The organism is Wenyingzhuangia fucanilytica, from assembly GCF_001697185.1.
GTDB classification, from domain to species: domain Bacteria; phylum Bacteroidota; class Bacteroidia; order Flavobacteriales; family Flavobacteriaceae; genus Wenyingzhuangia; species Wenyingzhuangia fucanilytica.
In genome coordinates this window covers 1,415,202-1,434,049 of record NZ_CP014224.1, presented here as the reverse complement: position 1 = coordinate 1,434,049, position 18,848 = coordinate 1,415,202, and the positions used below count along the sequence as shown (strand labels likewise).

At 30.3% G+C, this 18,848-nt stretch carries 8 protein-coding genes; all 8 read right to left on the bottom strand.

Features of this window, described 5'->3' with window-relative positions:
* Positions 1-110: 110 nt before the first annotated feature.
* The 8 genes from AXE80_RS05995 to AXE80_RS05960 all read right to left on the bottom strand — a co-directional run bounded on the left by AXE80_RS05995 (position 111) and on the right by AXE80_RS05960 (position 18,824).
* The gene (locus AXE80_RS05995) at positions 111-3,563 is read right to left on the bottom strand and encodes a glycosyl hydrolase (protein ID WP_068825385.1); all 3,453 of its coding nucleotides are present in this window, start codon (positions 3,561-3,563) and stop codon (positions 111-113) included.
* Between the two features lie 147 nt (positions 3,564-3,710).
* Positions 3,711-5,153 carry a sulfatase family protein gene (locus tag AXE80_RS05990; RefSeq protein WP_068825383.1) on the bottom strand — a complete coding sequence of 481 codons (1,443 nt, stop codon included), beginning with the start codon at positions 5,151-5,153 and terminating at the stop codon, positions 3,711-3,713.
* Positions 5,154-5,283: 130 nt separating this feature from the next.
* Positions 5,284-5,970 carry a hypothetical protein gene (locus AXE80_RS05985; protein WP_206208147.1) on the bottom strand — a complete coding sequence of 229 codons (687 nt, stop codon included), beginning with the start codon at positions 5,968-5,970 and terminating at the stop codon, positions 5,284-5,286.
* 11 nt (positions 5,971-5,981) lie between these two features.
* Positions 5,982-7,121, bottom strand: coding sequence for a glycoside hydrolase family 88/105 protein (locus tag AXE80_RS05980; RefSeq protein ID WP_068825381.1), 1,140 nt, complete (start codon positions 7,119-7,121; stop codon positions 5,982-5,984).
* Positions 7,121-9,391 carry a glycoside hydrolase family 3 N-terminal domain-containing protein gene (locus AXE80_RS05975; protein WP_068825379.1) on the bottom strand — a complete coding sequence of 757 codons (2,271 nt, stop codon included), beginning with the start codon at positions 9,389-9,391 and terminating at the stop codon, positions 7,121-7,123. Before AXE80_RS05975 ends, AXE80_RS05980 begins: the two co-directional genes overlap by 1 nt.
* Positions 9,392-9,593: 202 nt before the next feature.
* Positions 9,594-13,121 carry a family 78 glycoside hydrolase catalytic domain gene (locus tag AXE80_RS05970; RefSeq protein ID WP_068825377.1) on the bottom strand — a complete coding sequence of 1,176 codons (3,528 nt, stop codon included), beginning with the start codon at positions 13,119-13,121 and terminating at the stop codon, positions 9,594-9,596.
* Positions 13,122-13,620: 499 nt separating this feature from the next.
* A complete protein-coding gene (locus AXE80_RS05965) occupies positions 13,621-17,670 on the bottom strand; it encodes a hybrid sensor histidine kinase/response regulator transcription factor (protein WP_068825375.1) in 4,050 nt (1,349 codons plus the stop codon).
* A gap of 110 nt (positions 17,671-17,780) precedes the next feature.
* Positions 17,781-18,824 (bottom strand): GntR family transcriptional regulator, encoded by a 1,044-nt coding sequence (locus AXE80_RS05960; RefSeq protein ID WP_068825373.1) that lies wholly within the window; start codon positions 18,822-18,824, stop codon positions 17,781-17,783.
* Between the last annotated feature and the right edge of the window lie 24 nt (positions 18,825-18,848).

Genomic DNA, 18,848 nt, shown 5'->3' with positions numbered 1-18,848 from the left:
CCTAGAGTCTAACTGTTTTGAATATGAACACATATGATTTCATATCCTTAAAGGATATTATAAAAGTCCGTTAGTAATTTAGACTATAGTAATAATCTTAAACTACATCTTTATTTGCAGTTTTGTTTTAAAATTACAGGACCTACTAAGCCGGAAGCATCTAATTCTGTTTCTCCTTTTTTAGGAGCACTAGTAGTCCATGTTTTCTTTTCTCCCTTGGCACGTGTATTGTCATAAATTAATTGATTTCTCCACGTATTGGTTACTTTAATTATTATTGAGTTGTTTCCTTTTTTAAGCACATCTCCCACCTCGAACCTATAGGGAGGAGCCCAACGGGTACCAACTTTTTGACCATTACACCACAACTCTGCTATGTTATAGACCTTCCCTATGTCTAAAACCATATTTTTTTCAAGGGCATTAATTTCTATCTCTTTAGTATAAGTAACCGTACCAGAATAGTGTTGTATGGCTTTGTTATCAAACTCTGTAAGCGATTTTAATTGGGGAATCTTAACCGACTCTGGAGTATCCCATCCTGGTTCAAAAGCGACCTTCCAATTATTCTGAATAGAAATTTCTTTTACATCAACTTTAATGGATGAGGTTCCTCCTTTACGATAAACTTTATAAATACCAGATGCAGATGCTTGTAATTTGTTTTTTTCTATTTTAACACGAACTAAATCATCTTTTTCATGAATTCTATACCACCCTCTTTCCGAACTTAATACTGGTTCGCCTTCAAATTCAACTTTTGTTGCATACGGCTTTTTATTTCCTTTAGGAAAAACAACAATTGCACTTCCGCTAGCATCAAAAGATACAGCTACATTAATTCTATCTTTTGTTTTACTCCAAACAGTGGCATCATATTGTTTTCCTGTAAAAGCATCCCAAAATTGAGGATAAGCATTTTTAGCTCTAAAACTGATTGATACATCTGTAGGTTGCTCACTCTTGGTAGATACAAAGTAAATATCTGCAGCATCGGTTTTACGATGAATCCACTGCACATCGGTATTTTTTGGAACTATTACATCTGGCATAATAGCTTCCTTTTGTAATACTTCTTCTATAGTTGTTCCCCAATACACTTTTCCTTCCCCTACTTTTTTTATGCCACTTTTAGTATTTCCCCATAATTCATTAGAAATTGATAATAATTCTTTTACATCATTCTCATCATCCATTAAACTTGGAGAATCTATAGGTTTATTTCCTACAATTACAGCTCCGTTCAACACTAACTCTTTTAATTTCTTAGCTGTAGATAATAACATCTTTTCGGAATCTCTTAAAAGAATAACCCGATAATCACCAGCGTCTTTAACTTTAATTTTACCATTACTAACAATTAATTTTTGCTGTAATATTTCCTCATTTAAGTAATCATATTTATATCCTTTAGGAAAATCATTCAAATCAAAAGGCGGACGCTCAAAATGGTCTCCATAATACCAAAGAACATCAGCCGCAAATTCTCCTTGTTGTAGCATATATTGATTACGAGTTAAATAATCAATCCAGTCGGGCATGTACTTCCACCATGTTTGTGCTCTAACAAAAGGAAATCCTATATTCCCTCCAAAACTAGACCCAGGATATACGTTGGTTTGTGGTGTATGAGAAAACGTATGAAAAACCAAATGGTTTACTCCTTTTGTAAAATTATAATCTATTAAATATTTTACACTAAATGGATGTTCATTCCATTTTACTCCTACTTGTGTACATGCTTCTGCTGCTAAAAAAGGCTTATTATATAAGTGTGTAGCTGAAGCTGCTGACAAAATAGGTTTTGCAAATTCATTTTGATTAGATGGTGCTTTAGGATACCAAAATTCAGTCATTGGAATATCACTAACTCCATAATAACGCATTGGGTCTATGGGTAGAACTTCTCCTCCTGCACCTTCGGTATATACCTCTGCACCCATTTCGTGAGCTATGGTTGCAAAATGTTCAAAGAAATTTTCGATAAATAAATCATCCATCGTTTGACGTAAATCCCTCAAAAACTTAGTTGTTATTTCTGGACTATCTACAATATATCCCATAGTTGCAGGTAGATATTTATCCAAATCATAACCTCGTCTTTGCTTAAATTCCTTAAACATGTCATCGGAATTCATGGTCCAAGTAGGTACATGACTTTCCCAACTATCTATTAACAAACCTTGTAATTTTCCATTTCCTATTGGGCCTCCGTCTTTAATTAAATTTCCTATCATCCCTTTTTTAAGATGATTTTCTATGGCTTTTTTATCTAATTTGCTAGACTCCCAACCCGTAGCTTCTGGAACTGCAGGTTTATTGGTTAATCGCATATTGATATGACCAAAACGAACTACCGTCCAATTTCCTTTTGGAACATCCCAAGTTAGCTTTCCATCAGGAGCCATTTTATGAGTTAAATTAATGATAGAATTCCCTTTTACAATAGTGTTTTCTGCATAATTATATGCTACATCTTTTTCTAAACGTCTTAATACTTTTGCTGCTTTGGCTTCAAAATTATGGTTTTTTGGTTTGGAACTTAAACGAATAATTTCTGGAACAATAGTGTGCTTTCCTTTAAAAGTAAATTTAAATTCATTAGATGTGGTCTCTGGAATAGCTAAAGTTAAGTGCTTTCTTCTATCATTCCAATTTGCATCAGGTAAATCAATAGTTGTTATTTCTCTAAATCCACCATTCATTAAGGCTTCAACTTTAACAGAAACATCTATTTTAGGATATTCTGTTCCCATAATCATATGTCTAGATTGTGGAAAAACAATAGAACGCAATGTAATGGCTTCATTAAATTTAGTTTTAACCCAAGTATCTTTGTTATTTATTTTTGAAATACCTTGTGCTCTATACTCATTTAGTGGTTTGTCTAATTGAGTTGTGGTACGAGTTACTAAAACTTTTGAATTAGGATTAAAAATATCCTTCCAGGGAACGACTTGGTTATTCGTTTCAATTTCTGAAGGATTAAAAGGCTCTAAATTGTCTCCTTCTGGAGTTGGAAAAGCTAAAACTTGAATATCTTTATAATTATAATCTGAGGTTTTGTAAAGCGAATCTAACTTAAGAATTTCATGATACTTTTTCCCTCCAGAGAGATGATAAACAGTTTCAACAACTTCTCGTTGTGCTTCTTCTACTGGCACCCATGGACCTCCCGTCATAGACCAACCAGGGCAATTTTGCATTGTAAATTTTAAACCAAGACGTTTACATTCCTCTGCAGCATGACGAATCATGTCTTCCCATTCAGGTGATAAAATTTTTATTTGACTAACGTTAGGATAAGGTCTCCCACTTTTATTAAAGAGATGAATTCCTTGTAATCCAGCAGCCTTTATTGCTTCTAAATCTTTAGTTAAACCTACTTTACTAATATTGTTTCCGTTGATATGAAACCATGTTTCTGGACGAAATTTATCAGAAGGAGATTTAAAACCTTTGCTTAACACTTGGAACTCATTAACTGAATTGTGTTTATCTTCTTTTAATTTACATTGTGTGAATAAAATTAATACAAGAAAAAATACAAGTCTCAGAGCCATATTAAATGTTAAATATTTTATGTTAAATCTAAATTTTAATAAAAGGAACCTGCAATACGTTGTCATTCTTAAAATAGATTTTAATTTTTAAAATAATTTGCTTTTCATCATGGTAAATTATCAAAGACTAAAAAGCTTTTGTAATGTTTAATAAAGATGTCTGTATGGTACTGTTCCCTCATCGTTTACTTTGATTCCCCATTTTTCTAAATAATGAGACCCTGGTAAAAACTCATCTCCATTTGCTTTTAAACGCTTTGTTAAACGTTTTTCTAAGTCAGCTTGTATTTCTTTATATTCTTTGTTATTTATCAAGTTATTCATCTGATAAGGATCAGCATCATTATCAAACAACAACCAAGGCCCGTTTAAATCTTTTACATAAGTATATTTTTGAGTTACCAATCCTCTATATTCTTTACCATGTCTTTTGGGTCTATTCCATTGTCCAAAAGGTTGTACACAAGTAATAATAGTTTCTTTTCCTACAGAGTTATCTTTTCCTTCTAGATAATTTCTATAATTAATACCTTCTACACTTTTAGGGATAGCCATTCCAGACAATCCTAATAATGTAGGAAAAATATCTTCTGAGTTAAAAACAGCATTTCTTACCCCTGGTTTTATTCCTAACGATTCTGGAATATAAAACAACATTGGAGTTCTTATTGACTCCTCATAAGGTTGTTGTTTTTTATAAGCTCCATGAGACCCTAACAAATCTCCATGATCAGATGTAAAGACAATAATAGTGTTATCTAATTGATTGTTTTCTTTTAATGAGTTTATCAATTTACCTATCATATCATCTATAGCCGCTATATGTGCATAATAACCTGCAATATCCTTTTTAACCTGTTTGTGCATTGCTTTTGGCACATTAGGTCTTAATATCATATCCTCTGCTTTAAACATATCTTTATATTTTTTAGGAGCAGAACCATATGGAGCATGTGGTGTTCCCCAAGAAAGCACTAATAAAAATGGATTTTCATTTTTTGAATTTATAAACTCAATAGCAGCATCGGTTTGTTCAAAAGTATCATAGCCCTCCCACTTTTTTGGAGTTGGGTCATCGTTATCGTAATAAACAGATTTGTTATAATTATGAGTACATTCATTGGCCATCCAAAATTGAAAACCTTGTCTTCTATTCCCTGGTGGAATAAAACTTTCTCTTCCTCGTCCATCAATATGCCATTTACCAATAAAACCAGTACGGTATCCTTCATGAGCATATACTTTACCCATAGAAACAGCATTGGTATCTAATTGTACATCATTCATAAAAACCCCATTTGTTAAAGGTCTCTGACCGGTTAATAAAGAAGCTTTAAAAGGCGTGCATACAGGCATTCCAGACACAGCATTTTGGAAGTTTGCACTCATAGCTTCTAAACGATCTATATTAGGTGTTTTTACATTTGGATCTCCTGCATAACCTGTTGCTTGAGTTCTTAACTGGTCTGTTAATACAATTAAAACATTAGGTTGTTTTTTTATAGAGACAGTTTCTTTTTTCTTTTTATCACAAGAAAACAACATGAATACAGTAAGAACAAAAACGGTTTTAAAAAGTATTTTATACATCAAGTTTGATTTTATTTTTAGTAAATGAACAATATAAAAACAATGATAAAAAAAAACAGGACTGTATCTGTCCTGTTCTGTGATGTAACATTTGTTAATAATGATATTTTTTTAGATTTTTAACCTTTGACTACTTAGGAATGTAATTTATATTGTTAGTTAAAATAAATTTGTCAAATTCAAAACCATCCTCTCGCATACTAAACTGTATATCGTGAATTCCAGCCTTATCAATATCTAAATAAATTTGTTTAGGCACTCCACAATGCTCTTCTTTTGTTCTTTGTTTACTTTCCCATGTCCATTTATTTTTTCCATCACACCATTGCATTTTTTTTCCATGTTCTGGCCACTCATCATTGATTCCTGCATGAAGACCATTATCTTCACTTCCTGTGGAAAATGCTTTTACCCAAACATAATAACGCCCAGGAGTATTAATTTTTACTTTATAGTGAACAATAGCTATTAAGCCTGGTTTGTCAGAGAAATTTTCTCCTCGTATTAATTCGTCATCATGGCTAACTCTTGTATCTGGTAATATTTCTATATAAGCACCATTACTTGCATTTGTGTAATGAGGAACATCTTCATCTCTTCCTACCTTAGGATAGTTATGCTGAGATGTTCTGTACCATTTCCTAATACTGGATTTACTTTGTTTGTAAAAAAACTCAGCTTCCACCTCAACAAATCCATCTTTTTCAACAAAGACCTCTTTGTCATTAACTATTGGTAGCTCTAGCTTATTAGCTTGAGCTACCAACGTTAGGTTAGATATGATGATAAATACAATAAATAATAATTTAATTTTCATTAATCAAAGTCTTACTTTAATTGCAATTTTAGCATTTCACTACCTGCCATTAAGTAAGCTCCTGTACCAAAATTTTGCCAACTATCTTTATTTGCAGGCTCTGGAGAAGCTCCAATATTTTGAACCCAACCAATTCTACCATCTTCATGTTGACATTTTTCTAATGCTTTCCATGCTTTTTTAACTGCTGGCAAGTATGTTTCTTTATCTAACAACCCATTATTAATTCCCCATGCCAAAGCAAAAGTATGAAAACCACTACCACTTACTTCTCCATGATCATATGCTTCTGGGCATAATAAACTAGTTCTCCATAGACCATCTTTAGGTTGTAATTCTACAATTCTTGCAGACAATTCTTTAAACAAGTTTTCGTAAAAAGCTCTGTGTTTATAATCTTTTGGCATATCATCTAAAATTAATGCTAAACCAGAAATCACCCATCCGTTACCTCTAGACCAAAATATTTTTTCTCCATTTGGTTCTTTAGCATCTTTATCCGATCCTTTCCAAACAAAACGCATATCTCTGGCAAACAAACGCTCTTCTTTATCGTATAATTGATTGTAAGTTTGCGTATAAAACTTATGCATTTCATCTAAGTATTTTGGTTGATTGGTATGTTTAGCATAAAGGTTTAAAACAGGAGGAGTCATAAACAAAGCATCACACCACCACCATAAAATGGTTCTACCCATGCTACTCTTATCTTTTCCTGCTTTCCATACATCTGGCTCATATAAATGTGCATTCAAAAAATCTGCTGTTGGTTTTAAATCAACAAAGTCTTTTCTTCCACCAACCATATCAACATATAAGTAACTGTACGAAATAGCAACGTCATCTGCATGATGTAATCTTGTGTAGGTTTCCCAATTATTATGATAACCTTGATTTTTTAATGCTGCCATATAAACTTGGTCTCCTGTAGCTTTATGAGCTCTAACAACACCTGTATAATAGGCTCCTTCTGTCCAATCTGTAGGTGCAAGTGCAAATATAGGATGTGCTTCTTGCCATTCTAAAGCTTTAAGCATAGAGGCTTTTATGGCTGAGGGTTTAAAAACCTTTTGCGACATCATTTTTGATGTCCCTAAACAACTAAATAGTACTGTTAAAACAGCGATTTTAAATATTAATTTATGTTTCATTATTTTATTAATTTAAATGTTGTTTGTAAATATTCTTTAGAAGAAGTTCCTACCATTACTGTATAATCTCCTGGCTCTAAAACCTTTTCCATTTTAAGACCTGTAAAAGTTAACATTTTTGGAGTTACTTTAAATGTTACAACTTTACTTTCTCCTGGATTTAACTCAATTTTTTCAAATGCTTTTAATTCTTTGTCTGGTCTTGTAACAGAACCAATCTGATCTTTTACATACATTTGAACTACTTCTTTTGCTTTTACTTTTCCTGTATTCTTAACTCTTACACTTACCTCTATTTCTGATGTTGATGAAATTTCTTTTGTTGATAATTTTAAATCAGAATATTCAAAAGAAGCATAACTTAATCCATAACCAAAAGGGTAAATAGGTCCATCTTCTAAAAACAAATAACCTTTTTTATAATTGATTTCTTTCATGCTGTAATGATATGGAAGTTGACCTATAGATCTAGGAACTGTAACGGGTAACTTACCTGATGGTGAAACTCCACCAAAAATAATTTTTGCTGTAGATTGGTCTCCAAATTCACTTAAATCCCAAGTATCTACAATAGCGTCAGCTTGTTCTGATATGGTATTTATAGATAAAGTTCTTCTGTGTTTTAAAACAACAATAACAGGCTTTCCTAACGCTTTTACTTTTTTCACCAATTCATCTTGTGCTCCTACAGGATCTATGGTAGCTCTGTCTCCAATAGCGTTTGTAAAAAATGCTTCTTTTGATGTATACTCATCTCCTCCAACAAATAACACTGCTACATCTGCTTGTTTTGCTATATCTACCATTTCATCAATAACCGCAGAATCCGTTTTTAATAATTTAGGATTCCCACCTTTTTTATCGGTTAAATCAAAACCTTTTTTTGCAACAAATTCTATATTTTTTCCAACAACAGATTCAAACATAGCCTTAGTATTTTCTTTTACTAACGGTCCTAACAATGCGATTTTAGTAGATTTCTTAGCATCTAAAGGCAAGGTATTGTTTTCGTTTTTTAATAAAATAATAGATTCTAAATCTGCTTCCTTTGCTAACTCAAGTGATGATTTTGCTCTTACCCCTTTTTTAACATCTTTGATTTTGATGTAAGGATGATCGAACAAACCTAAAATAAACTTAGTTCGTAACACACGTCTTACAGATCTATCAATTAACTTTTCTAGTTCTGGGTTCTTTTTAACCATTTCGGGTAATAAAGCATAGGCATCTTCTGCATACAAATCAATATCAACTCCAGCCTCTAATCCCATTTGAGCAGCTGCTTCTGGAGTTTCTGCAACCTTCATAAAATAATGCAAACGACCAATATCATTAGCATCTGATACCACATACCCTTTAAAGTTCCATTGATTTCTTAAAACTCCTGTAAGCAATTCAGGATTTCCATGACTTGCTACTCCATTTAAATCACCATGCGAAGCCATAATCCCTAAAGTTTTGGCATCTTTTACCGCTGCTTCAAAAGGAGGATAAATTTCATCAATTAAAGTACGTTCAGAAATTTCTATAGCCGCAAAGTTTGTTCCTCCTAACACTTGACCATATCCGGCAAAATGTTTAGCTACAGCTCCAATATGAGTTCCTTCCCCTAAACCTTTATAATTTCCTTGAACTCCTTTAATAGCATTGGTTACCATTTGAGTAGTTAAGTAAGTATCTTCTCCAAATGCCTCACTCATACGTCCAAAACGAGGATCACGAACTAAATCTGCCTCTGGTGAATGACACATATGCATTCCTCTTAATCTAGCTTCTTTACCAACTACATCCCAAACTCTATTAACCAAACCTGGATTAAATGAAGCTGCTGAAGTTAATGGTCTTCCAAATACTGTACAACCTTCGGCATCTACTCCATTGTAAGATTCCGTAACAAAAAGAGCTGGTATTCCCCACCTGTTATGTTCAATAATATATTTTTGAAGTTTATTATTAAACTTAGCTGCATCAACAGCATCTAAATGTTCTCCTGGGTTTTTTATCCCAGCAGCACCTAATTCGAGTTTTTTTACAACTTTTTCAGAAAGTTTTAAATTTCCTTTTTCATCGGCTTCAACCCCTATATTCGCATGAAAAATCCTCATTTGTGCTACCTTTTCCTCTAAGGATAACAAAGGTAATAAGGCTTCAACACGTTCATCTACTGACAATGATGCATCTTTATATTTTTTAGAATCTACAGTTGATTGTCCATAAGATTGAAAAAATACACTTAGTGCGATTAAGGGTAAAACAAGTCTTTTTTTCATTATTACTATTATTAATTTGTTTTAATTATTTTAAAATAAAATAATTGATTTTTATGATTTTACTGTTATAACCAAATAAGTTGTTTAGTTTGTTTAAAACACTCCTTCCTTTTAGAAAAAATCGTATACGGAAGAAGTGTTTTTTAACCTAACCTAACTACTACAACTCTCTTTGTTAACTATAACTAAAGTGATTTTTTTATTAAAATGAATTTATTTTAAGTTGAATAATATGTTTACCAGGAGATAGGCGAATTACATCAAATGCAGAGGGTACTTTCTTTCCATTGTGAATTAAATCTTTACCATTAAGATTGTTTAAAGAAAACTCTGCAACCATATTTCCTGGTATTTCAATTTCATAGGTTTGTAATCTTGCACCGTTATAAGTATAATTTGCCTTTATAGTTCCTACTACTGTTGGAACTTCTATAGCACTTGATTTTAATTTACTCATTTGAGGTTTAATAGTAGCAATACTATAACCTGGAGTTTTAGGTTTTATTCCCCACAACCCTCTAGGAATTATATTTGCTGGTACTGCTCCCCATGCATGATTCCAGTCTAAATTATTTTTATATTGATTATCCCAAGCTTCTAAAGTAATCGTAGAACCTATTTTAATCATATTATACCAACTTCTATCAGAAGTATCAGTTAATAAATCTAATGCATAATCTTCTTCACCAGCATTATACAATCCGTCCATTAAAAATTGAGCTCCATAAACACTACAAGCCATTCCTCTAGATTTGATAAAATCTACTACAGACGCTTGGTATTCTTTTGGAACCAAACCAAAAGCCAAAGGCATCATATTGGCATGTAAAGAAGCATGATCTGTACCAATACCATCTACATAAATACCTTTTTCTTTATCAAACATTTGCTCGTTTACTGCTTTCTTAGCCTTAGCTGCCCTCAATTCAAAATCTAATACTTCATTTGTTTTTCCTAAAACTTTGGCAAATTCTGCCATAATTTTCATATTCTCATAGTAAAAAGCATTGATTACTGTATTGTACGGTTTAAAAACAAATCCATCTCTTTCACCTTTGGTTTTACTTCTATTAAAATTAGCTCCTGGCCAATCTACAATATCAGTTAACGGTTTTTTATACCCCTCAGGAAAACCTAATTTTTTCATAAAATCGGCATCAACTTTTGTAGAAGTAATTAATCCATCTTCATTTGATAATTCATATAAAGATTTGTGTTTTAATTCTTCATAGTAACGTTCAATCAACTCAGTATTACCTGTGTACATATAATCTGCATAAACCAACAAAGGCACATGTTGTTGCCACTCTGTTGGCCATGTTGGGTTTTGCATAAAATACTCAATGGTACGTCTTGCCATTGCGTATTCCCTGTCGGTTGTATAGTGACTTAATTGATTTAAATAAGCATCTGCCTCATAAGGAATTCGTTCTCTATCTCCATCTACATACAATCCTGTAAAAGTTGTTGCTTTGATAGAATATTTACACAAATCCCATACTTGATCTAAAATATTATTATTACTCTTAAAAGAACTCGCTTTATCATCCCAATAAGTGTGAAAAGCTATCTGTTCTACATTGTTAGCTGATAAAGTTTCTTGCGCTCCTTCAATTTCGGCATATCTAAATGGTACTAAAGCAGGAAACTCTTTTGGTAGAGCAATGGCTTTATTAGGTCTTGTATTTCTTTCGTCTGTTTGTACTGGAATTTGATATCTTGTTTGCCCAGGTTTTACATTTACTTTTAATTCTTGATATCTTATATTACTTTTTTTAGGAGGTGTTCTATTTACATTACCACGATCATCTATCATTTCTCCTACTCTAACAGTTAATGTATGGGCCTTTTTTGCATGATAAATAAAATCCATGGTTGCAAAAGCGGCTTTTCCAAAATCTATAAAATAAGTTCCATTTCTGTTTTCAAATTTTGCAGGATGAATGCTATCTATCTGAAATCTATTTTCTGTAGAAATCATATAATTAGTTCCTTTACCAATGGTAAATTTTTGAGCTTTTGAATAATCTACCAAACGGTTTTCATCATCCCAAATTCTTACTTTCCAATAATACGTTTTTCCTGTTTCTAATGTTTTTCCATGGTACTCTATGTCTGTTGACTTTCCTGAACGAACTTGCTCACTATCCCAAACATCACCATGATTATTGTTTATATTTTCTAATGATGATGATACTAATATTTGATAAGCCGATTGGAAATTAGACTCCAAAGGCACTGTCCATCCAAATTCTGGTTTGGTATCTAAAATTTTTACATCTTTACTAGGGTCTCTAATTAACTCTACTGTTAAATCTGTAGGGGGAGTTCTATATTTATTGCTATTTTTCTTAATCAACTCATCACATTTAGCTCTAAGTGCAGCTGCTATTTTTTGATATTTCTTTTTATCAATTAAGTTTTTAGTCTCTTTTGGATCTTTGTTAAGATTGTATAATTCCTCAATTCTTTTATCATTTACATATCTAAAATATTTCCATTCTTTAGTACGCACACCTTCACTTGGAGGTATTTCACTAAAATCCCAAATATGCTCAATTAAAATAGTATCTCTATTAACAGTATTGGTTTCTGCTTTTACCAAAGGCATTAAACTTTTTCCTTGCCAAGTTGCTGGAGCTTTAACACCTGCCAAATCAGCAATAGTTGCTGGCACATCAATGTTTAAAGCCATATCAGAAATGTCTTGATGTTTATTGACTCTTGGATCGTATATAATTAATGGCACACGAATAGAATTATCGTACATTAACCATTTACCTGCCATTTGTCTTTCTCCTAAGAAATATCCATTATCACCCATTACAATAATTACGGTGTTTTTATCTATTCCTTTTTCTTTTAATTTCTTACGAATTTTTGCTATTTCTAAATCTATTCCAGAAATCATTCGGTAATACCCTTTTAAACTGTGTTGGTATTTTTCTGGAGTATCGTATCTCCAAGTCCAACGCAGTCTATTAAATCCATCTCTTACTTGTTTAGGCAACGCATTAAAATACTTATCACCTGCTAGTTCTGGCCCTGGAATAGTTGTATTGGTTAATAATTTATCGGTAGAGGTTTGCCAAAAATATTGTTCTTCTGTTTTATCATGTGCGTGTGGAGCACTAAAACTTAAAGCCAAACAGAATGGTTTATCTTCTGAACCATTATCAATAAAATCTAGTGCTTTTTGCCCTGTATATCTTGTTAAGTGAACGGTATCTTTCCCTATGGTTTTGTAATAATACCCTCTTCTGTCATGATATTTATTGTTTCTATCATAAGATTCGTATTCATCAAATTGTTTTTCTAAATCATCGTATCTTACTCCATACTTACCATAAAACGCGGTGTAATATCCATTATTTTTAAGTACAGTTGGATAAGAGTTTTGCATATATTCTTCTCTTACATTTCCTGTTTGAAAGTTAAAGTTATGAGAACGTTCATGTAACCCTGTCCATATAGAAGCTCTACTGGCAGCACAAATAGGAGTTGTAACAATTGCATTGTTAAAATAAGTTCCTGATTGAGCCAATTGATCCATTTCTGGTGTATTTACATATTTATTACCTGCATAACCAATTGCATCAAACCTTTGATCGTCGGTTAATATAAATATGATGTTTGGTTTTTTAGTATTGTTATTATTTTTTTGTGAAAAAACCTTATTGAAATTACATAACGTAATTATAGTAACTAATAAAAATGTTTGTTTATACATTAAATTATTTATTTATGTTTTACAAATAGAGTTATAAACCCCAAATTATTAATGAAATTAAATACTTATTATTGAACACCTGTACCGAGCTGTACTGACAAACAATGTAGTTTTGTAAAGAATAACTTTTTTGTTAAAATTTACATTCACAATTTTATGAGTTTTTGTTTTTTTTTCTGTCCTGTACTGAGTGGTATGATGTTAGTTATACTTTGAGATATTGTATTTTTTTTAGACTATTGGCATTAAATAAATAATGATTAAAAAAACACAAACAATAACAAACATTAAGACAAACTCTACAAAACTAGTTCCTCTCTTTTTCATAATTTTAAACTAAAAGCTAAAAATGATCTTTAGTTTGAATTTTAAAAAACATAAGGAACATTAAATAACTGTTTGACTCAAATTTATGATAAAAACAGGTTGAAAAAATTTCAATTATAGGGTTGAAAAATTCCTGTTTTGGTCAATAAAAGACATCAACACACTATAAAAGCTAGTTTTCTGTAAACTTCTTAATATACATGGTTGGAGTAACACCAAATTTTTTACTAAAACTTTTACTAAAGTATTTTGGGTTTTTAAACCCAACAATATAACTTACTTGTGAAATATTTAACTCTCCCAATTCTAAAAGATCAGCAGCTTTTTTTAACCTTATATGCTGTATAAATTCTTTGGGAGTAAAATCTGTCCAAGCTTTTATTTTTCTAAACAATACACTTCTACTAACCCCTAATTCTTCACTAAAGGTATCTACATCATATTGTTCATTACCTATATTTTTTTCTACTAATTGTAGAGCTTTTTGATATAGTTTTTCATCTAATGATGAAAGTGCTAAATCTTCTGAATAAACTGTTTCTGTAGAGTTCATTTTTTGTTTTAAACGAGAAACAGAACTCAAAATATTTTTAATACGTAACTTAAATTCAGCTACATTAAAAGGTTTACTTATATAATCATCTGCTCCACTTTCTAATCCTTCTAATCTAAAAATTAAAGCAGAACGAGAGGTTAATAAAATTACTGGAATATGACTTGTTCTAATATCTTCTTTTATTAAAGAACATAAATCAGTTCCTGCCATTACAGGCATAACAACATCGCTAATAATTATATCAACCTTTTCTTTCTTAGCTATTTTATAGGCTACTTTTCCGTTTTCTGCCTCTAATACATTATACTCTTTTATTAAAGTATCGTGCATAAACTGTCTAAGTGGTTTATTATCTTCTACCAAAAGAACTGTAGGTTTGTCTTCTGATGGAAGATTTTCAAAAAAATCTTCTTCAAACACAACTTTATCCTGTTCATTTGTTGGTATTACATACTGAGATAAATCATCACTAAATTTAAAGTCTTTAATAATTTCATTATCATTTAAATGATTTCTACCTAAAAACAATTCTACAGAAAAAATAGACCCTTGATTATTTTCATTATCACGTACACTAATTCTTCCTTTATGTAAATCAACTATATTTTTAACAATAGACAGACCTATTCCTGTTCCTTTATTATAGTCATTGTCTGGTTTATTATTAATAGCCAATTCGTAAAAACGTTCAAAAATTTTATCTTGATATTCTTTTGCCACCCCAACACCAGAATCTTCTACTTGAATAATTATTTTATCATTTTTTTCTATTATTCTTATAGCTATTTTTCCATTCTTAGGCGTATATCTAAAAGCATTTGAAATTAAATTGTAAAAAACTCTTTCTAATTTATACCTATCATAATAGACTAGTATTTTTTCCGAAGAAGTATAAAAACTATATTCATAATTACCATCTTTAGCATACTCAGAAAATGATAAGTAAATTTCTTTTAAGAATTTTACAATATTTCCTTCAGCAGCTTCTAATTTAATAAGGTTACTTTCTAGTTTTCTAAAATCCATTAAACGATTGATAAGTTGTAGTAAATGATTAGCACTACCTTCTATCACTTTTAATCGTTTATACATTTTACTACTTCCTCTATAATCTACTAAAATTTGATGTAGTGGACCTAAAATTAAAGTTAATGGAGTTCTAAATTCATGCGATATATTGGTAAAAAACTCTAATTTAGCTTTATTAACTTTTTTAATTTGTTCAGCTTCTATTTGCTCTAAATCTAATTGGTGTCTTAATTTTGTTCTAGATTTTAAAATATTCATTAAAAAATACAACATTGTAAAGAGAAACATTCCATAAAACATAAAAGCCCACCAGGTTCTCCATGGTGCGGGATTAACTTTAATATTTAAAACAGTAGGGGTATTATTAGACAATCCATCACTATTAACTCCTTTTATTTCAAAAATGTAACTCCCTGGTGTTTGTATGGTGTAAGAAGCCAGATTGTTAGATGTCTCTATCCATTCTTTTTCTAATCCTTTTAATCTATATTTATATTTATTACTTTTTGAGTTTATATAATTAGGTATTGAAAAAGCTATTGAAAAGTTACCTTGTTCATGTGATAACTCAATACTATTTGTTCGCGATATTGTTTTTTGTAACAATCCACTTTCGTCATTTACCTCAATCGATTTGTTTTTAATTTTAAAATCAGTAATTATAACCTGTGGGAGGTATTTATTTTTTATAATACTATTAGCGTCAAAATAAGATACCCCTTTAGGACCACCAAAGAAAAACCTCGATTTACCTAGGTTTAGAAAAGCCCCTGTATTAAATTGATTACTAATTAATCCTTCTTTTTGTGTGTAGTGTAGTTTTACAATATTATTTATTGGGTCATAATTAAAAATTCCTTGATTGTAACTACTAATCCAAATCTCTCCTTTATCATCTTCTAAAATACCTCTTACCCCTATTAAATCAATATTGTTGATTTTTATTTTTACTTTTTCAAAAGTCCCATTAATGAATTTATACAAACCATCAACATCACTTCCTACCCAAATACCACCTTTGCTGTCTTCAAATATTGTATAAATTAAATTTCCTTCTTTTTCACTTTTTTTATAGAAATATTTTTTAACGTTACCTTTTTCATCAATTTTATTTAACCCTTTAAGAGTCCCAATCCAAATATTATTTTTAGAATCTATTTCAATAGATTTAATACTATTGTTTGTTATGTTTTTTGTGGTTGATTTAGAATTAATCACATCAAAAGATTTATTAATTCTATTGTAACTAATAACTCCTGCTAATGTGGTTCCAAACAATAAATTTCCTTTTTTATCTTCTTTAATAACAACTACACCTATTCCTGATAAATAAGAAGACAAATCTTTAGAAATTAGTTTATTTTCAAATTTTTGAGTTTCTATGTTATATACTGCTACACCATCTTGAAAAGTCCCAATCCATAGTTTTTTATCATTTGTTAGGTATAGTGCTTTTATATTATCACTTTTAAGTGATGGACTATTTTGTAAATTGATATACTTAAAAGTTTTAGACTTTGTATTTAATATTGAAATACCTCCTCCTTCTGTACCAAAAAAAACTAAATTCCTATATTTTGTAATAGAACTTACTGCTTTAAAACCTAAACCTAGGGTCCCAGATTTTTGAGTAATATTGATGAAATTAATATTAGATTCATCCCAAATATTAATTCCTCCAAGATAAGTTCCTACCCAAATAGATCCTTTTTTGTCTTTATATAAAACTTTTATAAAATTATCATTAATAGACTCATCATCATTAATATTATTATAAAGAGTTGTTATTTTATTATTATTATTTGCTATTTGCAACCCCTTGTAAGTTCCTATCCACAATCTATCTTTGTCATCAAAAAGTAATTGACGAGCATTTTTATTTTTATCTATTAGTATTTCTGATGTAAAATAAGGGGTAATCTTGTTTTCAAGAATATTGTATTCTAAAACACTATGGGTTTTGGTTCCCAATAATAAATTCCCTTTTGGACTTTGTACAATATCTTGTATTGTATAATCTTCTGTTCCTTTAACAGTTTTAAATTGGTAGTTATTCGTTTTATCAACTAATTTTTTTAGTCCATTTTTGGTTGCTACAAATACATTTCCGTTTTTGGTTTCAAAAACAGATAGTATTTGATTGCCATTAAGTACTGTTTTAAAAGAATCTGTGTTCTTGTTGTATATAGAAAGTCCTAATGGTGTTCCTATCCAAATTTCTTTATTAGATAATTCCTTAATACACCAAATAATATTATCTGCTAACAAACAATCATCACTTTTAAAATATTTTTTAAAAGTGTTTTTTTTACTATCGTATTTATTTAACCCTCTAAAAGTACCAACCCAAATATACCCAGAACTATCACTCTCTAAACATAGAATATCATTATAACTTAACGATGAAGGGTTATTTTTTTCATTTCTGTATAAAGTAAATTCTGTTCCATCATATTTATTTAATCCATCTCTAGTACCTATCCATATTTGTCCCAAATCATCTTGAGTTATAGCCATTACTGAACTCTGAGACAACCCCTCTTCTGTTGTAAGATGAATAAACTTGTATATTTCATTTTGTGAGAAACCACAAAAACTAATAAAAAACACAAAACAAAAAGCAATAAATTTCGACATTCCTTTGTAGGCAAAAAATTGATAATTAAAGATAACAAAAGAATAAACAAAAACTAGGCTTGCATTTACCTATAAAATACAAGCCTAGTTTTTTTTATTGTTCCTTTAAATTAAATAGACATTCTATCTATAAAATTAAATGGGACTTTAACTTTTCCTTTATCTTTATTTAAAATCATTTTAGCCGCAGTAGTTCCCATTGCTTTAAAATCTATGGACATAACTGTAATACCGAGTAAAGACTTTAATGGAGTATCATTATAAGATATAACGCCAACATCCTCTCCTAATACTAATTTATTTTCTCTAATCTGATTGATTAAATTTACCAAATCGGCTTCTTCGATAGTAATAAATAATTCCCCTTTTTTAAATTCAAAACCATCACAAACCTCATTAACAATTTCAAAAGAAATATCTTTCTCTAAACAAAATTTCTTAAACCCCTTTAAAATTTTAATTGGATAAGGGTATGCGGATTTATCAGGATATATCAATACTATTTTTTTATACTTTAATATTTTGTTTACTCCTTTATTTAATGCATCATATATATCTTGATCATATTCTTGATAAACAGCCGTTACATCTTCATCAACAGGGGGCATTGTATTGTCTAGAATCATTAATTTATCTTTTGGGATACTATTAATTTCCTCAAATGCAGCATCTGTAAAACCTGTATATTCTAGGTTTTCTGTTTTAAAATGAGGCATAATAACAAAATAATCGTAAGACTCTTTGGCACTTTTTAAAACGTTAACAAAATTTAGTTCATCACAATTATAAATTTTTAAATCTACTTTTGAATCATCCCCAATTTGATCTACAAAAGCATTATAAATTCTCATTTTATAAGAACTTAATTTATTTATTAAAAAGAGTATGTTTAATTTTGTTAACTCTGTTTTTACAACATAATTACCTCTTCTAGGTATAGATTTTATAATATTTTGTTTCTTAAGAATATTATATGCTCTTTCTACAGTATCTCTAGACAAATAAAAATCTTCACTTACCGTATTAATAGATGGTAACTTTTTATTTAGACCTATATTCCCATTTGAAATGTTGTTAACAATAGAGTTTACAATTTGTAAATACATTGGTACTCTAGAATTTTTATTAACATCAATATAGTTTAGTATTTCCATAATTTATGCAGTTTAGTTTGTGAT

What these genes read in the sequence shown, in the direction of transcription:
- AXE80_RS05990 (WP_068825383.1), bottom strand. Translation starts at nt 5,153, where the DNA reads ATGTATAAAATACTTTTTAAAACCGTTTTTGTTCTTACTGTATTCATG.
- AXE80_RS05975 (WP_068825379.1), bottom strand. Translation starts at nt 9,391, where the DNA reads ATGAAAAAAAGACTTGTTTTACCCTTAATCGCACTAAGTGTATTTTTT.
- AXE80_RS05980 (WP_068825381.1), bottom strand. Translation starts at nt 7,121, where the DNA reads ATGAAACATAAATTAATATTTAAAATCGCTGTTTTAACAGTACTATTT.
- AXE80_RS05985 (WP_206208147.1), bottom strand. Translation starts at nt 5,970, where the DNA reads ATGAAAATTAAATTATTATTTATTGTATTTATCATCATATCTAACCTA.
- AXE80_RS05995 (WP_068825385.1), bottom strand. Translation starts at nt 3,563, where the DNA reads ATGGCTCTGAGACTTGTATTTTTTCTTGTATTAATTTTATTCACACAA.
- AXE80_RS05970 (WP_068825377.1), bottom strand. Translation starts at nt 13,121, where the DNA reads ATGTATAAACAAACATTTTTATTAGTTACTATAATTACGTTATGTAAT.
- AXE80_RS05960 (WP_068825373.1), bottom strand. Translation starts at nt 18,824, where the DNA reads ATGGAAATACTAAACTATATTGATGTTAATAAAAATTCTAGAGTACCA.
- AXE80_RS05965 (WP_068825375.1), bottom strand. Translation starts at nt 17,670, where the DNA reads ATGTCGAAATTTATTGCTTTTTGTTTTGTGTTTTTTATTAGTTTTTGT.